General features: G+C 61.3%; 20 protein-coding genes and 1 pseudogene. 14 read left to right on the plus strand and 7 right to left on the minus strand.

The annotated features are described in order from the left end of the window. The first annotated feature begins 334 nt into the window (after positions 1–334). From NFU08_RS01440 to NFU08_RS01455, 4 genes and pseudogenes are all read left to right on the plus strand, one after another. Positions 335–784 (plus strand): peptidase inhibitor family I36 protein, encoded by a 450-nt coding sequence (locus NFU08_RS01440; protein WP_251420214.1) that lies wholly within the window; start codon positions 335–337, stop codon positions 782–784. A 651-nt stretch (positions 785–1,435) separates the two neighbouring features. Further along, the gene (locus NFU08_RS01445; RefSeq protein WP_174174732.1) at positions 1,436–1,606 is read left to right on the plus strand and encodes a hypothetical protein; all 171 of its coding nucleotides are present in this window, start codon (positions 1,436–1,438) and stop codon (positions 1,604–1,606) included. Positions 1,607–1,695: 89 nt separating this feature from the next. Beyond that, positions 1,696–1,892, plus strand: a pseudogene (locus NFU08_RS01450) (hypothetical protein); the annotation flags it as partial. Between the two features lie 345 nt (positions 1,893–2,237). Continuing rightward, positions 2,238–3,290 carry a serine hydrolase gene (locus NFU08_RS01455; RefSeq protein WP_251420215.1) on the plus strand — a complete coding sequence of 351 codons (1,053 nt, stop codon included), beginning with the start codon at positions 2,238–2,240 and terminating at the stop codon, positions 3,288–3,290. A gap of 625 nt (positions 3,291–3,915) precedes the next feature. Here the strand turns inward: NFU08_RS01455 and NFU08_RS01460 are convergent. Beyond that, on the minus strand, positions 3,916–4,062 hold the full coding sequence (locus tag NFU08_RS01460; protein ID WP_246255878.1) for a hypothetical protein: 147 nt from the start codon (positions 4,060–4,062) through the stop codon (positions 3,916–3,918). A gap of 306 nt (positions 4,063–4,368) precedes the next feature. Between NFU08_RS01460 and NFU08_RS01465 the strand changes: the two genes are divergently transcribed. The 3 genes from NFU08_RS01465 to NFU08_RS01475 all read left to right on the plus strand — a co-directional run bounded on the left by NFU08_RS01465 (position 4,369) and on the right by NFU08_RS01475 (position 5,805). Then, complete coding sequence (locus NFU08_RS01465; RefSeq protein WP_366286229.1) at positions 4,369–5,013, plus strand: hypothetical protein; 645 nt, start codon at positions 4,369–4,371, stop codon at positions 5,011–5,013. Next, entirely contained in the window at positions 5,010–5,174 is a 165-nt protein-coding gene (locus NFU08_RS01470; RefSeq protein ID WP_174174739.1) for a hypothetical protein, read from the plus strand. The genes NFU08_RS01465 and NFU08_RS01470 overlap by 4 nt, the downstream gene beginning before the upstream one ends. Before the next feature lie 178 nt (positions 5,175–5,352). Next, positions 5,353–5,805: a hypothetical protein gene (locus tag NFU08_RS01475; protein ID WP_174174742.1), complete on the plus strand. Its 453-nt coding sequence runs from the start codon at positions 5,353–5,355 to the stop codon at positions 5,803–5,805. A gap of 120 nt (positions 5,806–5,925) precedes the next feature. Here NFU08_RS01475 and NFU08_RS01480 read toward each other — a convergent pair whose 3' ends face one another. From NFU08_RS01480 to NFU08_RS01495, 4 genes are all read right to left on the minus strand, one after another. Then, positions 5,926–6,132 carry a hypothetical protein gene (locus NFU08_RS01480; RefSeq protein WP_174174745.1) on the minus strand — a complete coding sequence of 69 codons (207 nt, stop codon included), beginning with the start codon at positions 6,130–6,132 and terminating at the stop codon, positions 5,926–5,928. Positions 6,133–6,156: 24 nt separating this feature from the next. Next, positions 6,157–6,297 carry a hypothetical protein gene (locus NFU08_RS01485; protein ID WP_174174747.1) on the minus strand — a complete coding sequence of 47 codons (141 nt, stop codon included), beginning with the start codon at positions 6,295–6,297 and terminating at the stop codon, positions 6,157–6,159. A gap of 369 nt (positions 6,298–6,666) precedes the next feature. Then, positions 6,667–7,035 carry a type II toxin-antitoxin system death-on-curing family toxin gene (locus NFU08_RS01490; RefSeq protein WP_251420217.1) on the minus strand — a complete coding sequence of 123 codons (369 nt, stop codon included), beginning with the start codon at positions 7,033–7,035 and terminating at the stop codon, positions 6,667–6,669. Then, entirely contained in the window at positions 7,032–7,238 is a 207-nt protein-coding gene (locus NFU08_RS01495; RefSeq protein WP_246084586.1) for a ribbon-helix-helix protein, CopG family, read from the minus strand. Before NFU08_RS01495 ends, NFU08_RS01490 begins: the two co-directional genes overlap by 4 nt. A 608-nt stretch (positions 7,239–7,846) precedes the next feature. Between NFU08_RS01495 and NFU08_RS01500 the strand changes: the two genes are divergently transcribed. Next, the gene (locus NFU08_RS01500) at positions 7,847–8,788 is read left to right on the plus strand and encodes a PLP-dependent cysteine synthase family protein (protein WP_217432079.1); all 942 of its coding nucleotides are present in this window, start codon (positions 7,847–7,849) and stop codon (positions 8,786–8,788) included. Between the two features lie 705 nt (positions 8,789–9,493). On the opposite strand, the gene NFU08_RS01505 is transcribed toward NFU08_RS01500, so the two are convergent. Beyond that, on the minus strand, positions 9,494–10,435 hold the full coding sequence (locus NFU08_RS01505; protein ID WP_251420218.1) for a LysR family transcriptional regulator: 942 nt from the start codon (positions 10,433–10,435) through the stop codon (positions 9,494–9,496). Between the two features lie 122 nt (positions 10,436–10,557). On the opposite strand from NFU08_RS01505, the gene NFU08_RS01510 reads away from it, so the two are divergent. From NFU08_RS01510 to NFU08_RS01535, 6 genes are all read left to right on the plus strand, one after another. After that, positions 10,558–11,550 (plus strand): DUF1852 domain-containing protein, encoded by a 993-nt coding sequence (locus NFU08_RS01510; protein WP_251420219.1) that lies wholly within the window; start codon positions 10,558–10,560, stop codon positions 11,548–11,550. Positions 11,551–11,570: 20 nt separating this feature from the next. After that, on the plus strand, positions 11,571–12,617 hold the full coding sequence (locus NFU08_RS01515) for a methionine synthase (RefSeq protein ID WP_251420220.1): 1,047 nt from the start codon (positions 11,571–11,573) through the stop codon (positions 12,615–12,617). Positions 12,618–12,619: 2 nt separating this feature from the next. Further along, positions 12,620–13,192 (plus strand): flavin reductase family protein, encoded by a 573-nt coding sequence (locus NFU08_RS01520; RefSeq protein WP_141000443.1) that lies wholly within the window; start codon positions 12,620–12,622, stop codon positions 13,190–13,192. Positions 13,193–13,406: 214 nt separating this feature from the next. Next, a complete protein-coding gene (locus tag NFU08_RS01525) occupies positions 13,407–14,039 on the plus strand; it encodes a YoaK family protein (protein WP_251420221.1) in 633 nt (210 codons plus the stop codon). A 299-nt stretch (positions 14,040–14,338) separates the two neighbouring features. Continuing rightward, positions 14,339–14,686: a hypothetical protein gene (locus tag NFU08_RS01530; RefSeq protein WP_251420222.1), complete on the plus strand. Its 348-nt coding sequence runs from the start codon at positions 14,339–14,341 to the stop codon at positions 14,684–14,686. Positions 14,687–15,369: 683 nt separating this feature from the next. Further along, positions 15,370–16,404 carry a DUF4192 domain-containing protein gene (locus tag NFU08_RS01535; RefSeq protein ID WP_251420223.1) on the plus strand — a complete coding sequence of 345 codons (1,035 nt, stop codon included), beginning with the start codon at positions 15,370–15,372 and terminating at the stop codon, positions 16,402–16,404. Positions 16,405–16,456: 52 nt separating this feature from the next. Here the strand turns inward: NFU08_RS01535 and NFU08_RS01540 are convergent. Continuing rightward, the coding region (locus tag NFU08_RS01540) for an IS256 family transposase (RefSeq protein WP_251420224.1) at positions 16,457–17,097 on the minus strand (641 nt) is incomplete at its 5' end.

A 17,097-nucleotide genomic window follows, 5' to 3' on the forward strand; every position in this document is an offset into this window, starting at 1 on the left:
CATATCAGCTCCCCGGGCCTCAGTGAACGCAACGTAAAGATAGCCGGACCCTAATGACGTGAGCGTTACTGCCGCGTTACGGCCAGACCGAGGCCAAAAGACCTGCCACGGGGCTTGCTTTAGCCACCACTGGACGCTGGGGTCCCCGCCTTCCTTCAGGCCCCATTCACTTCCCACCAGGGTTCCGGACGGAACGCCTGGCCCGGCCCCTGGGTTGGGGCAGGTGTCCCCATGGCCGGCAAGACGTCGATGCCAGAGAATGATGACGGCGCCGCTGCTGGGTGACCCGGACGATATTGGTTCGTCCGCCTACAAAAAATGACTGGGGAACTTGATGAAACTCGCAACGCGTAAAGCGGCTACTGCTGCGGCTGTACTGGCCCTGGGTGCCAGCGCATTCCTGGCGGGCGCGCCTGCTGCCAATGCCTCGGGCACAGGAACCGCGTGCCCGACATCACGGGTGTGCTTCTACTTCAACTCCGACTTCCAGGGCGCACGCGCCGATTACGCCAACAGCGACGCGACCATGGGCAATGAGCTCTTCACCGACGGCCCTGTCGGAAGGAACGGATGGGGCGTCCAGGTCAACAACAACGCAGCATCCATGGTCAACAACACGTACGCGTACGTCACGATCTACGACAGCCCCGGCTGCGAAGGCTACGCCTGGTACATCCAACCAGGGGACCGTCTCAACCTGGGCACGATGAAAAACAGGGTCAGCTCAATCTATGTGGCTTACAACGGCGGGGCATGCCTCGACCGGGACCAGTCCTGGGCCTAGTCCTTGACTGGCGGCAGGCTGTAGCGCCGGGCCTTCTCCGCAGCGCCAGGGACACTGGCGCTGCGGAGGGGCTTCATAAGAAGCGAGTCCGCAGGACAGAGGAAGGCCTGCACCCGTTGCTGGGTGTCGGCCACGTCCGAAACGAATGGTGCAGGCCTGGCAAACCAGTTGGCTGTGTGGCGCTGAAACCTTGACGTTCGTCCGCACGACTCTGCCGCACCTCTGCCACGTTAGAGCTGCAGACCTTGTCCCGTCGTCTCCCCCTCAGTCCGGCAACGATGAGGATGAGGCCAAGCGTTGTGAAGACGGCCGTCAGGATCAGGCCGACGCCGCCGAGGAACTCGCTGTTGCGTCGCTCACGCCGTCGGCCGCCACGTACTCAGACGCGCCTCCGCTCGTCCCCGAGATGGAGGACGCTATCCAAGAGACAGCCACGAGCATGTGCTGGCTGGAACACCTGTCGCGGTGTGGGCCGCGGGCTTGCACACCTATTGCTAAGCATACTTATGATAGATCCAATCGGATGGGGATCCGGTGGCGTGAAGGGGAATCGAGAAGGGTGCGCTCAGCTAAAGGGGCGCACCTTTTTCGTGCTCCCATCCTGCGGAGTTGCGTCCGGGAATCGAAGCGGCACGGTCCTAGACTTTCGGCATGCACCCCTTAGTGGCGATCGTCTTGGTGTTCCTCGCCGCGATCGCCTGGACGGTCACCGTCCTGACGATGCTGATTGTGGTGGTCAGAGCCCGGCGCCGGCCGCCATCCCAGGCCACACGCACGGCCCAGAGGGCGGAGATGCCGGGCTCCGATGAAAGGGCCGCTTAGTCGCGCCTGAGTGCCTTGCTGATGACGCGCCTGATGAGTGCAGCCGCATCCTGGACCGCAGGGTCACCAAACAGAACGACAACGTCAACTACAACCCGGCCGCCAAGGCTGAGCTGTCCAACGTGGCCGGCTACAGACCTTCCGGCAAGTGGTTTACGCCGGAAGCTTCGAAGGCTCCACCAGCATCGGCCTGGGCGTCCGCGCCCGACTTCCCTTCCGGGTCTTCACACTCGACGGGCCAGGGTTCGGCTCCCGGCTGATAGTGCACGTCGCCCACTTCTGGTGACTACGTCCAGAAAAGGGGTGCCGTATCCCAGATCGGTGGTGCGGCACCTTTTCTGTGGGTACGGCTGGTACCCAAGAAGACAGCTACTGGGCAAAGGGTTCCCCAAGACGAAGCCCAGTCATAAGATTGAGGGGCTGGGGCGACGGTGCCGCCGCAGGTCTGGCCGGATCCGGTGCCGCGGACGGCCCCGAACCTGTAACGACGTCCCGAGTGGATGCGGCAATGAGCACGAAAAACCGCGTGTGGCGGCAGGCGGCCCTCGCAGTCGTCCTCCTTGTATCTGGCTGTATCTCGTCCACCGATAAGCCCGCACCGTCAGCAAGCTCACCGAAACCCTTCGCTTCCTTGGAGCATCAGGTCCAGCTGTTTCTGGACGAGGGCGCGGTGGCCGCTGTCGTCCAGATTCGCTGGCCCAAGGGCGAGTGGTCCAGGGCCTACGGTGTGCGTGACCTTGAGACCAGGACCCCGGCGCAGCCAACGGACCGTGCTGCTGTCGCCAGCGTCACCAAGACGGTGACGGCTGTGGCCGTGCTGAAGCTCGTGGACGACAACCTCATCGGCCTCGACGATCCCGTCAACGACGTCATTCCCGGATTCACGACTTCACTCACGCCACCAGCCCCGATTACTGTGAGGCAGCTGCTCAGCCATACCTCCGGAATGCCCGAAGTCACCGATGCCCTGCCGAAGGATGTTGACTTCCGCCCTGTGCTCGCACAAACGTTGACGATGGAGCGGGGCCTGCAACTGGCAGGGACCCTTCCCTGGAGATCTGATGATGTCGGGGCATTCAAGTACTCGAACACCAACTATCTCGCACTCGGCCTCCTCATCCAGACGCTGCGGGACAAGCCCATCGTCCACGTTCTGCAGGAAGAGGTCTTAGGCCCTCTCGGTTTGAAGAACACCAGCCTGGACCGTATTGACCCGCACGAAACCGGTATTCTGCACGGCTACGTAACCCTGCGCGGTGAACTAGTAGACACCACTGACAACACCTTCCTGGCCGGCAACCCGGCCGGGGGCGCTATATCGACGATGGCGGACCTGAACCTCCTCATGGCTGGAATCTTCCAGGGGCGGGCGGTTTCAGCGTCGTCCCTGCGGGAAATGAAGACCAGCCCAGGCTTTCACCCGTATGGGCTGGGCGTGTGGGAGCATGCGGACGGTTGCTCGGAAGACTCGCGGCACGAGGGCCGTGGCGGGTTCTGGGACTACCAGACCGTGGCGGTCAGCAGCGCGGACGGGCGGTATCAGGCCGCGATGACAGTCACAACACCACCAATGCCCACGGAACTCGAGGACCCCTCCACCCAAGACAAGCGTGACTACCTGAACGACCGGATCGAGTCCACACTCAACGAAACATTGGACCGCATCTGCAAGCCGGCCAACTAAAGGTGGTCAACGGCCCGCTGACGCAGCCTCTGACTTGAACAGCGCTGCCGCGTTTCACCCGCCTGCCCAAGCACCAAAGTTGCCTCCACCACTGGTGTGTCCGGTTCAAATCACGATGCTATGTACCGCCCATGGTGGTCACCTACCACCACCGCTTTAGCGCCCAGTCGTTGGCGGCCCCGTCCCCGTCGGCGCTGTCCTTGCCGCAATGCAGGCAGCGTTTGTATAGGCCACCGTCATCGTTGTGATCGACGTGCCAATGATGATGGAGATTGAGCTTGCACAGCATTTGCGTGAGCATGACAATCCAGCTCCTAGTAGTAGTCGCGGGTGTGGGGTCTTCGGGGTGATCACCGCTGGCGAGCCTCCCCGACCATCGGGCACTGTGGGGATCTTCCTTCCCACAGTGGATGCAGTGGCGACGAAGCTATCCGTCGTTCATTTGGGCAAGCCAGTGATGGCCGATGCCCCATCTGCAAAGCAGTTTTTAGGATCATGGCGACGTCTCTTCTGGGGCTTACTCAGCTGTCTCTTGGCAGACCGTGCAATGTGCCCGTAAGGCTAAACATGGCCCTCGGGAACCACCCGGAGAAGAGGCAGTCAGTATGGCTAGAGCAGCCTGCGCCTACACCGGAACCCGAAAGACGCTCTTCAGGTCGTCGGCGCCCAGGAGGTCGTGGTTGAAGGCGATGGCGTCCACGGGCCGGGTGTCCACGAACAGGACCGCAACCGTCCGGGAGTGGACCACCGTGTACCGGGCGAGGTCCTCCACCCAGGAATGGATCCCGGTGTATTCATCGATGAACGACCCGTCCCCGAGCAGCCCCGTTGCTCGAGCAGGTCATGGACAACATTCCAGGCGAGATCATCAGTTCATGGATCGCCGCCTCAACAGTTGTAGCCGTCATAGGACCAGGGTGCTTCCGGGCACGGATAGTCTCGTGGAGCTCGCGGGCGTGTCCTCAAGCTGGTGGCCAGCCGGAGTTAGACTGAGCCGGGTAAGGACGGATTGGGGGATCCACGGCGGCTCGTACCGCTGTTCCGCTGGTCGGTCGCCGCCAGCAAATCAAGGATGACCGTGACATTCTTCCAGGACTATCCGATCCCTACACCGCCTTCCCGTCCAAGGACGCCGCAGTTCACTCCGCCTCCTTGGGTTGCTGCCCCGCGATACGAGCTGCCCGCCGTCGTTCCCGTGGGCCAGTTCATCCACAAATCCCCCACCTTTGTGGTGGCCATTGAAGCCGCCAAGGTGTACTCGACCGGCTGCGTCTTTGAAATGTCCTGGATGCTGCGCCGCACTGACCAGGATGACCGGAGATGGTCCGAGATGAACGGTGTCTTCCACCGGCCTGCGCCGCACTTGCGTGATGCGGCCATTTCAGTTGATTCCGTCCTCCTGTTCGGAATGCAGTTCCCGGACGGCTCCAAGGCCAGCACATCATCCCTCGCGATGTATGAGCAATCTGTGCCCCGGGACCAGGAACCTGGCGGGCCGGTGTTCGAGTTCCGCCCCAGAGGGGGCAACGGCGGGGAGGATGACATGTCGGCAATGGGAACCCTCTGGCTGTGGCCGCTGCCGCCAGCCGGGGATCTCCGCCTGCTTGCCCAATGGACAAGCATGGGCATGCCCGAATCCTTCATCGTCCTGGACGGCAACCGGCTCCGAGCGGCCGCAGCAGCGGTTCAGCAGTACTGGCCGGAGGAGGTCGGGCCGGAATGACCGCACTCGAAAACCCGGTCCTGGCAGTCGTCTTTGCGGCGATCTTCTTTTACGTCCTCTACGGCGTCATCCGCGCAGCCGTCCGTGACGGCATCATCCAAGCCGATGAGCGGCGGCAGAAGGCGCGGGATGGGATCAACAGCAGCAGCGAGGGAGTGTGACTGCCCGCGGCTGGCTCGTAGCCGTCGTCGGGACGGTCTTCCTTGTCTTTGCGCTCCCGTACGTTCTGGCGGTGTTCAACCTGGCCCCCAACGGCATAGAAACCCTGCTTCTCGTCGTCCTACTGTGGGCCGGCAGCTGGGTCTTTGCCCGCCGGCGAGCCCCGAAAAGTACCGATCAGTGAAGCACAAACTCTGGTTGACCTTCGCCGTGATCCTGGTTCTTGCTGCCACGGCCCATTTCATGGTCCGCTCCGCCGAGGACAAGGTGACCGACCGAATGCTGTCACAGGCAGACCGTTTCGCCATCCCGGCCGACTGGAATCTGATCGACGAGATTGTCCGGCCCGAGCGGTTCATGTGCATCAGCACGAACCCGTGCCCGAGTATGTCGCGTCGGTGGGAGACCGGAAAAGAGCTCACCGATAACGACGTCGCGGCAGTAGTCTCGGGGGTCGGTGTCGAGATGACTGCCGACGGACCGTGCAAGCGACAGCCCAACGTCATCGGGAACAGCACCATCTGCCTCTTTACGGGAAAGGACGGCGAATTCAACTACTGGCTCTCTGTCGCCAGCCCCGGCCCGGGGGAACCTCAGAAAGTCGGCCTAAACATCAGGGCCCGCACCCTATAGTGCGCCTACCGGCACCTGTCTTCGTCGCGCCAACACAGAACTGGTTCTGCCTGTCCCGCTTCCATGCCTTGTTGATCCGAGCGGTGGGTGGCTTGGAGAGCAGGTCCACATCAGCCACGGTCAGAGCCCTTGCTTCTCCGAAGCGGTGCCTGTCATCATCAGGAAGTTCGTGAAGGCCTTGAACCGCTCCCCCATACCCTCCACGATGAGACTGAACTCCGCATGGGTAAGCAAGATGGCCTCGTCCTCCGCCTTTTCGATACGAGGCAGCTGCACGCCGCGGCAAGGGTTCCACGGAATGTACCCCAACATCTTCGCGGTATTCATGGTTGGACTTCACCCAGTGCGCCATCAGTCGGTAATCCAGCTTGTCCACGGTAAATAGCCGATGACGTTTCCGATATGCAGGTCCAGCATGGTCCGGTACGTCTTCGTGGTTCCGCTGGATGGACGGATCAGCAGGTCGATGTGTTCCTGAATGACCTCAGCCACAGTTGGCGTGCGCTTCTCGTTGGACAGGATGGCATGCTGCGCGATCTCGAACGACTGACCATTCGCGCACAGAAACCTCTTCAGAGTTTCAGCTTCGACGAAACGTGGCGGCTGTCAGGCCTCGCGGCTCTTCGGGTCTCGCCGCAACACCATGTAGGACGACGACCCGTCCGTTTTGATGCGCTTTCGAATGCGTCTGACCTGGGAAACACGGTGCCCGAGGTGGGACTCGAACTGCATTCCAGCCCGTGCAAACACTGGGAACCGGCGTAAACATGCGGAATTCTAAGTAGTCCGAAGGCTGTTTGGCCCAGTACGAGACGAAAAGTGTGGACAATGTCCATACCCCCTTTCGGGGGCGTTGGAGGACTACCGGGGCACCAGATGCCTGGAAATCTCGGCGGCAGCGTTCGGCAGGTCGATAGCGCCCGCGGCTACTCCGACGACGAGGTCGAAGCCTTCATCCGTGTTGAAGTCATGCCGGTAACCGTTGATCCACAGCAGCAGCACCATGAGCGTCCACGCCGTCCGTTTGTTGCCATCAACGAGTGGACGGAACCGGACGACCGACTCCAACAAGGCTGCCGCCTTCACCACGAGCTCCGGATAGGCTTCCGCGCCCAGGACAGTCGTAGCCGGCCTGACCAATGCTGAGGCCAACAACCCGACATCACGGATATGGAAGCCGTACCGATCAACTACCTGAAGGGCATCCTCAATGTCCAGGTACGCTGTCACGCGTCTTCAAGGCGCTTCAGCAGATCAGCGTCATGACCCATAACAAAATCAAGACCTGCGCTGATTTCACGCCGGTGCGCGTGGCGCTGCAGAACCAACTCTGCCCCCTGCAACAGAAGCGCGGACTTGGACGTATGTTCCTCAGCAGCCAACTTCTCCAGCCGCCGATCGAGGTCTTCAGGGACACGGAGATTCATAGCCATGCCTACATGGTACCAAACCGGTACCCGCCCTTCACTGGGCTGCACGCCTCGCTAATTGGACCAGACTCACCCGAGCAGGATCGCGGTGTCTTGGAAAGCTCTGTTCTTTTCAAGCTGTCCGTCCAGCATCACACGCCCGCTGTCGAGGGTTTCAAGGCCGGCGACGGCCGTAAGGAATCAATAGGAGTGTCAAGGACAATCATCGTTTCCAGCAGTGCTGCGCGGCACCCAAGGTGCCCCTAAAGCTATCCGTGGCTGGGGTCAATTCGGATTATCCATGGCTGATTCTTTTGGGAGCCGTTTGGAGAGCTCCCTCGGCAGCGGTAGCGGTGGATAACTCATGAGGATTTGTCCCCGGCTGTGAGTAGCGGAGGCATTCCGAAGAGCATTGGCAATACAGGATGAATCCGGCAGCGCTAGGGGTGTAAGTCTGATCTCGATGGGGTGTTTCCATAGATCTCTTCGCCGGGTCGCTGCGGTTGAAAATGCGCTCACTCTCATCGTTCAGAGCGCATGGTCGCGGTGCCTTCCGTGTTCTGTTGTAGTGGGCTTACCAGGGTGCCACGATATCTTCTATCAGCCGCCACACGAGCAGAGGGTCTTCGGAGATGAACGATTCAATGGGTGCGTTCGCGGGAATTGGGAACACGCCCCTCGTGGAGCTGCGGAGGGTGGCGCCGGCCAACGGTGCCCGGATTTTCGTCAAGTTGGAGTGGGCCAACCCGACAGGGAGTATGAAAGACCGGATGGCACGCACGGCGGTCGAAGGCGCCGTGCGCGACGGTCGCCTTATCCCGGGAGGAACTGTCGTCGAATACACCGCTGGCACGACCGGCATTTCGCTTGCGTTTGCTTGCGCTGTGCTTGGTTTCGGCCTCCACGTCGTCTTCTCCGACGCGTTCAGTGACGAAAAACGCCGGACGATGCTTGCCTTTGGCGCCACCGTCGAGGATGTTCCAAGTGACAATGGCGCAATCACCGAAACGCTGATCAAGCGGATGATCGCCCGGGCCGCTGAAGTATCGAAACAACCGGGCATGTGGTGGTGTGACCAGTTGAATAACCATGACGCGGTCACCGGGTATCTGCCCCTGGGGGAGGAAATCTGGACACAGACAAAAGGCCGGATCGACGCGTTCGTGCACACGGTCGGAACCGCTCACTCCATTCACGGGGTCACGCGCTCGCTCCGCGCGCACAATCCAGACATCAGCGTCTTTGCAGTCGAACCGGCCGAATCCGCTGTCCTGTCCGGTCAACCGACCGGCCCCAACCGGATCGAAGGCATCGGTATCGGTTTTGTTCCCCCGCTGTGGGAACCGGATGCCGTCGACGGCATCCTCACCGTATCCGCCGACGAGGCAATGGATATGGCGCGGCGCCTGGCCCGGCAAGAGGGGCTCTTTGCCGGCACTTCCTCAGGGGCGAATGTTGTCGCCGCTCTTCGGACCGCGGAACGAATGGGCCCCGGATCAACAATCGTCACCATCCTCTGCGACTCCGGACTCCGTTACCTCTCCACCGAGCTCTACCGATCTGGAACAATCTAGCCCCCAAACCAGCCGGGCGCCCGCAATTCCAACGGCCAGGAAGCCTGGCGGAGGGATCGTTGCCTGCTCGGCAGGCGCAGGCCTATACTCCGGTCAGGCCGGCAGCTTACCGGTTCGGACGATGACTAAGGAGATCACGGTGGCGCCTAGATTCGGAGTGCTTGCATGGGATCGAAGCCATAGAACGAACGGAACAACACCCACCGGTCGTTCTCCCAGCCCTGCCGGCCCTGCCCGAACACCACGGCGGTGACCGCGCTGGTGAGATTGTCGTAGCGGATGTGTTTGGTACGTCCCAGTCAGTCTTTTAGTGTTTGCGCAGTTGAACAAACGCAGTCATAACTCGGCCGATACATCTCATCAGAGCGTGATAACTGCCACCGTAGTTTTGTGAGGCCTGCGGGGGAAGGTTCAGCGAAGCCGCAAACTGATCAACTTTGGTGACCAGAGAATCGCGCCAACATCAGTTTGCGGCTCAACGGCCTCCACAGGTGGCGGCCAGTACGGCACCGCGGCCTTACAAGCCCTGCGTGATGTCCCCGGGCTGGATCGTCACCACCTGGAACAGGCCGGTTTCCTAGCTGACGTCCGCCCCGGCCATGCCAACGACGGCGACGGCGACGGGCATGTGCGATACCACCAACCCGCCCGGCTGCAACAAACACGTCCAATCACCGAAGGGGTAGACCGCCCGCTCAACTGCAGTCAGCCGAGTAGCGCTACGCCGAATTCAGCGACGACGGCCCGCAATTCACTGAGGTAGCGCTGCGCTTGGTCGGTGAGCGGAATCGCGGCGTGGCCGATCCAGCCGATTTCGATGCGTTCGTCAACGTCGAGCGGGATGGCGACGATCTCCGGGTCGAGCTGCCCACTGATGATTCCCGTCGAAATCGTGTAGCCGTGGAGCCCGATCATGAGGTTGAAGATCGTCGCACGGTCAGAGACCCGGATCTCCTGCTTACTGGACAAGGTGGAGAGAATCTCCTCGGCGAAGTAAAAAGAGTTGTTCGCACCTTGATCGAAGGTCAGCCGCGGCAAGCCGGCAAGATCTTCTAGAGTCGCTCGCTCTTTTGAGGCGAGCGGGTTGTTCCGTGAAATGAAGATGTGCGGATCGGCGAGGAAAAGCGGAGTGAACGCGAGCCCGGATTCGCGGAGCAGCTTGTCGATGATCTTCCGGTTGAAATCGTTCCGGTAGAGGATGCCTATCTCGCTGCGGAGCGTCCGGACATCCTCGATGATGTCCCAGGTACGGGACTCACGGAGCGAGAACTCGTATTCGGCCACCTCAGTGGCCTTGACCATCCGGACGAAGGCGTCCACCGCGAACGAGTAGTGCTGCGTTGACACCCCAAGCAGACGTCGCCGCGGTGGCCTACCAAGGTAACGCTGCTCGAGGAGAGCGAACTGCTCGACGACCTGCCTCGCATAGCCGAGGAACTCTACCCCGTCGGCGGTGAGGGTGACCCCGCGGGCGGAGCGAACCAGGAGCGCGCGGCCCACCCGGGCCTCAAGGTCCTTCATCGCGGCGGACATCGTCGGCTGCGCTACGTAGAGAAGATCGGCAGCCGCGGAGATCGACCCCTCAGCTGCAACTTCTATGAAGTAGCGCAGCTGCTGCAGGGTCAATCCGCTCGAAATCTGAGGCATAGGAAAATACTATATGAATGCATAATAACCACTAGTTACTTGATACCTGTCAGAAGGTTGCAGCATGGATACATCCCCTTCTGAAAGGCCGTCTCCGGCCATCATCAACGGATTGGCAGCCCATGGCAGACGACTTCACCTTCAGCATCACCACCACCCGCTTCGACGAGGACTACTCCCCGTCGGAAGGCTCCCGGATCACGACGAACTTCGCCAACCTGGCACGGGGCGAGCACCGCCAGGAGAACCTCCGCAACGCCCTGACCATGATTCGGCGCCGTTTCAACGATCTCGCAGACTGGGACAACCCGGACCGGGATCGCTACGCGCTCGAGCTTGAGATCGTTTCAGTGCAGACTCAGTTCACTGCGGACGGCACGGATCAGCAGTTCCCGCTGTTCGAGGTTCTCGATATCCAGATCGTCGACCTGCTGAACGGGGTCCGCCACCAAGGGATCGTCGGCAACAACTTCTCCTCCTACGTCCGTGACTTCGACTTCAGCGTCGTACTGCCGGCGGCAGCAGGGGACTCAGGCAAGCCCACGGTGCCCGAGGACTTCGGCGATCTTCACGGCAAGCTGTTCCAGCACTTCCTCGATTCCCCGGTATGCCGGGAACGCTTCCCGCAGCCGCCAGTAGTCTGCATCAGCGTCTCCACAAGCAAGACGTATCGGCGAACCGGGAACCGTCACCCGGTCCTGGGCGTCGAGTACCAGCAGGACGAGTTCTCGCTGACGGACGCGTACTTCGCAAAGATGGGACTGCGGGTGCGCTACTTCATGCCACGCGGCAGCGTTGCGCCGCTCGCCTTCTATTTCCGGGGCGACCTGCTCAATGACTACTCCAACCTGCAGCTCATCGGCACCATCAGCACCATGGAGACGTTCCAGAAGATCTACCGCCCGGAGATCTACAACGCGAACTCCGCCGCCGCCGCCGTCTACCAGCCGAGCCTGGGCGAGCAGGACTACTCGCGGACCCAGATCGCTTACGACCGCGTCGAGCGCGGTCAGCTCGCGATCACGCAGGCGAAGTACACGGAGGAGCACTTCATCACGGCCCACAAGGATCTGTTGGACCAGTGGACGGCCAACTACCCTGCCCTCGTCAACTGACCCACGGAGAATCGTTAATCATGAACACACTTTTGCCCACCACCGTCGTCGGTAGCCTGCCGAAACCATCGTGGCTCGCACAGCCGGAGACTCTTTGGTCCCCGTGGAAGCTGGAGGGAGATGCGCTGCTCGAGGGCAAACAGGATGCGCTGCGCATCGCCATCCACGAGCAGAGCCTGCGCGGCATCGACATCGTCAGCGACGGCGAGCAAACCCGCCAGCACTTCGTCACGACCTTCATCGAGAATCTCAGCGGGGTCGACTTTGAACAACGCAAGACCGTGCGCATCCGCGACCGCTACGACGCGAGCGTACCGACCGTCGTCGGACCGGTGCGCCGTGAGCGGCCGGTATTCGTCGACGACGCAAAGTTCCTCCGCGCAACCACTGACCGGCCGATCAAATGGACTCTTCCCGGTCCAATGACGATGGTGGATACGCTCTACGATGACCACTACAAGAGCCGCGAGAAGCTGGCCTGGGAGTTCGCCACGATCCTGAACCAGGAGGCGAAAGAACTCGAGGCGGCCGGCGTTGACATCATCCAGTTCGACGAGCCCGCGTTCAATGTCTTCCTCGATGAGGTCAAGGATTGGGGAGTGGCTGCGCTTGAGAGAGCCGCAGAAGGACTGCGCGCTGAGACCGCCGTGCATATCTGCTACGGCTATGGGATCAAGGCGAACAATGACTGGAAGGCGACGCTCGGCCCACAGTGGCGGCAGTACGAGGAAACGTTCCCGCTGCTGCAAAGCTCCAGCATCGACATCATCTCGCTGGAATCCCAGAACTCCCAAGTGCCCATGGACCTCATCGAGCTCCTCCGCGGCAAGAAAGTCATGCTCGGGGCAATCGACGTCGCAAGTGAGACCATCGAGACCCCGGAGGAGGTCGCCAACACCCTCCGCATGGCCCTCCAGTTCGTCGATGCGGACAAGCTCATCCCCAGCTCCAACTGTGGCATGGCACCGTTCCCCCGGGACGTCGCACTGGCCAAGCTGAGTGCTCTCAGCGCAGGGACGAACATCATTCGCGAGGAACTGGCCCGCTCCGCCCCCAGCGTGTCCTAGCGATGTTTCACGCCTACCCCGCAGAGACTTGGCTCGACGCTCCCGAGCAAAGCTTCCCGTCCTCCCTCTCGGCTGATGAATTCAAGGCACTGTTCCGTGGGCACCCGGGAGGTGTCGCCGTCATCACGGCCGATGCCGGCGAAGGACCGGTGGCACTGACGGTATCGTCGGTCGTGTCAGTGAGTGCGGAACCTCCATTGCTGATTTTCTCGGTCTCGGCACTGTCCTCTGCGTCCGAAGTGCTTTCGCGCGCCGATACCGTCGTCGTGCACCTGCTGGACGCGCACGACGTCGACTTGGCGAAGTTTGGAGCGACCCCTGGAGCCGACCGGTTTGACCAGACGCACCGCTGGTCGCCCCTTGCAACCGGCGAAGCGGTGTATGAGGATGTCCGCGCCTGGGTGCGCTGCGCCGTCATCAATCGCATGGAGGTGGGGACCTCCACAATCATCGCCGTTCACGCCTTGGAGTCCCGCGTGATGCGTGACGTCCAGGCGGGCGAACCCGGCGACGCACTGATCTACCACAACCGTTCATGGCACCGCCTGGGCGAGCATTCCAAGCTTGAAGGCTGAGCGCCCTAGCCGCCGGCGCAGATCCCCGGAGCGACGGCATCGCCGTAGTTGCCAGCCGGTCCGCCTAAAACCACCCATAAGCATGTCGGGGGGTCATAGAGACCATCCCTCACGATGAAAGATCCCTTAAACCATGACATCAGCCGTAGCCAGCCCAGGTACCAAAACCGCCTCTACCCTGCAAGAAAATGCGTCTCCGGAAAAGTTCCGACTGATGCTCATGATGGCCCTCACGCTCGTTACAGGTGTCGTTGACGCGGTCGGCTACCTTGCCCTTGACCGCGTCTTCACCGGAAATATGACCGGCAACGTGGTGATTCTTGCGATGGCGTTGGCCGGGGCGGCGTACCTGCCAGCTTTGGGCCCACTTGTAGCACTTGGTGCCTTTCTCCTCGGCGCGGCGGTTGCCGGATTTACGCTCCAGTCAAGCCCGCAAGGCTGGAACCGCCGGGTGACGCTCCTCCTCACAGCGGGTTGTATCGCGTTGACGGGAACCGCCGCCGTCTCCCTCATCGTGGAAGACGTCGGCCGGCAGTCCATTGGTGTCATTGTTGCCGCCGTTATCGCCATGCACATGGGCTCCCAGGCCCTGATTGCGCGGCATTTGGGCGTACGAGACATGACCACCGTGGTCATTACTTCCACCATGACTTCCCTCGCCGGGGAGTCACTTGTGGGCAAGCAACGGCCCCGGTTATTCAACCGACGGCTGGGCGCTGTCCTCGCTATGTTCGCCGGGGCCGCCATCGGAGCGATCCTGCTCCAGACACATTTCAGCGTCCCGATCGGCCTCGGCATCGCCATCACCGCCGCGGTGACCGTCCTGGGAAGTCGCCGCTGGCATTGATGCGGTACATCCCGCCAGCTACACCGCACCAGATCGCGGACGATCGGGGAATCGATCACAGCTTCCCCGCCATGTATCCAGGCGGCCTGGCGCCGAACGCTCGTTGTCAAAAGCGCTGTTCCTCGGTCAGGTCCCCTTCTGATACGACGCATCCAAAGCGGCCTCGTGGACCGGAGCAAAACCGGACTCAACACCGAAGCCGGGCGGTCTTGGGTGCTGGCGAATCTACATCAATTCCGGTGAACTCATGCCTTAGTCCCTGCTGCCGCCGGAACGTGAGCTGTGCCTGGAATTCGGCATTGGCCGCTAACACCCGGGAACCGAAAAGTGGGCTGCTGCGCTTTGAATTCGTTCGACTCTGTCAAGCTACCCACGTCACCGGTAGCACGATTACGGGCTACCTCGCCGTCGATGAATTGACAGGGGAAACCTCGCTTCTTCAACAGGCCGTCGACCGCTTTCCAGTGGTGAACCTGCTGGACCTTGGCATGGCGACAGCCATGGCCTGCTGGATCATTGAAAGCCTCCGAGAGGAACCTAACCGTCTCTTCGAGGTTCAACGTATTGCAGACGAGGCCAATATCCCCTCGACACTTGCCGAGGACTATGAGACTGCCAGGAAAACGAAGCCTAAACCAAAACCATAACTGCCGAATTGGGGCGAGGACGGCACGGCAGAACTGTCATGCAAAACGCGACCGGTTGGACACCCGCTTATACGACTCATGCAGAGTCACGTCAAGGTTTGTCAACACTCGAAAGCTAAAAAGCCCCTGACCTGCGAAAACATTGTGCCCGAGGTGGGACTCGAACTGTATTCCAGCCCCTGCAAACGCTGGGAAACCCGCGAGAACATGCGGAATCCGAAGTAGTCCGAGGGCAGTAGGACCCGATCTGAGACCAAAAGTGTGGACATTGTCCACACCCCGATTTCCGCCCGTCGAAACCTTCAACATACGGCCGCATCCCGAAAGGAAGGGATGCGGTTTTTCTTTGTCCTTAAAGATTTGGCACGCCTCTCAGTAGGTCATGCCGCCGGGCCCTTTGGCGTCGATGGACAGGCAGGACAACGAACTGCTTGTCATTCTGATATGCCCCATGATCGCTGGGCGGGACCTCCGCGCAACCAAGGCGCTACCGCGCCGACCCCGGAACCGAAAACTTCATCATTGAAAGACCGAAGCATTGCCTCCGGTCGAAGTTTTCATCCCCGGCGCCGGTCCCCCAAGTTGCACTCCGGCCCCTCATCCCAGCGGATGGTCCCCTACCAGAACGACGCCCACAACCAACAACCGCAGAAAAGCACAAGGGTGAAGGGAAACACGGGATCATGGAAAAGCTCACGATCACAACACCATCAGATGTCCTCAGCTTCATCGGGCACACCCTGGGCTTCTGGCCGCAGGAAAGCCTGGTCTGCATCACTCTGAATGACAACAGCATCGGCGCTACCCTGCGCATCGACCTCCCCCGCCAACCCGGCCAGGAACTCCCCTATGCACGCACCGTCGCGCACTACCTCACTAGCGACACCACCGCCACGTCGATCCTCTTCGCCGTCTACACCAGGGAAACCGCCCAGCACGGACAGGCTCGGCCGTATGCGGGCACTATCGCGGCGCTCACCGGGGTCCTGGCCGAACAGGGCATCACTATCCGGGACGGACTTTTCGTCGGCGACGAAACCTTCTCCCCCTACGACGGCGAACCCGGCACCAGTCTCGCCCTGCCAGTCAGCTCCACCCAGACCAGCGCGATCAACGCCGAATTCATCTACCGGGGCAGCTTCATCGAACCCATCGACCGCATCACCCTCCCAACCAACAGCCGGGAAGCAGCGAAAGTGGCCGCCGTCGAACACCACATGGAAACCATCGCCTCTCAACCAACTGACACCGCACTTCAGCAAGGCCGGAAACTCTGGGCAGACATGCTCGATTCCAAAACCTTCCCGAGCGATGACGACTGCCACGCCCTGGTCGCGAACCTGCAGTTCCCGGCAATCCGCGACCGGCTAATCGCAGACATCCCAGGAGTCGACGAGCCAATGCAGCAGATCCTGTTCGCCCAAACCGACCAGGCGCCGAAATGGTCACGCATCGAGTGGGCACAACAACTGCTCTTGCACGCCTACTCCCGCACCAGCGCAGAGCACGCAGCCCCGGTCCTCACTACCATCGGCTACATCAACTGGTGGGAAGGCAGAGGCAGTAAAGCCCACCAATTCCTCCAACTAGCCCTCGACACCGACCCCGCATACCGCCTCGCCCGCCTCAGCGACCAAATGATCGGCTCCGGCCTCGTCGCCGGCTGGAACATGAACAAAGAAACCGCCCACAAATCACTCCCCTTCGACCTGCCGTGAAGCACTTATGTCGGGACTGTCCGATAAACGGTGTGTCGAGTCCGGCCGGTTTTCATTGTTGAGTGGTTCTTTCGAACCGGCCAGCGAAGGTAATAGCGAACGCGTTTAGCGCAGGCTTCCACCTCATCACCCAGCGTGCACGGCCACCGCCGGTTGGATCAAGAGATCTGGTGACCAGGTATAGGCATTTCAGGGCAGCGGTCTCGTTCGGAAAGTGCCCGCGGGCCCTCACCGCCCTTCGGTAGCGTGCGTTGATCGACTCGATCGCGTTCGTCGTGCAGATGACCCGTCGGATCTCCACGTCGTACTCCAGGAAGGGCACGAATTCGGCCCAGGAGGATTCCCAGAGCCGTACGATGGCCGGATACCGCTGGCCCCACTCGGCAGTGAATTCGGCGAACCGGTCCTTCGCCGCCTGCTCGGACGGGGCCGTGTAGACCGGCTTGAGCGCCTTGACGATGCCGTCGCGGTGCTGGCGTCCGGCGTAGCGGAAGCTGTTGCGGATCAGGTGCACGATGCACTGCTGCACCACCGTCCGCTCCCACGTGGTCGTGATCGCCTCCGGCAGGCCTTTGAGCCCGTCGCAGACGGCGATCAGCACATCTTCCACGCCCCGGTTCTTCAGCTCCGAGAAGACCTGCAGCCAGAACCGGGCACCCTCGCCACCGTCGCCGGCCCAGATGCCCAGGATCT

Origin of the sequence: Pseudarthrobacter sp. NCCP-2145, from assembly GCF_023708005.1 — a bacterium.
Taxonomy (GTDB): Bacteria; Actinomycetota; Actinomycetes; order Actinomycetales; family Micrococcaceae; genus Arthrobacter; species Arthrobacter oxydans.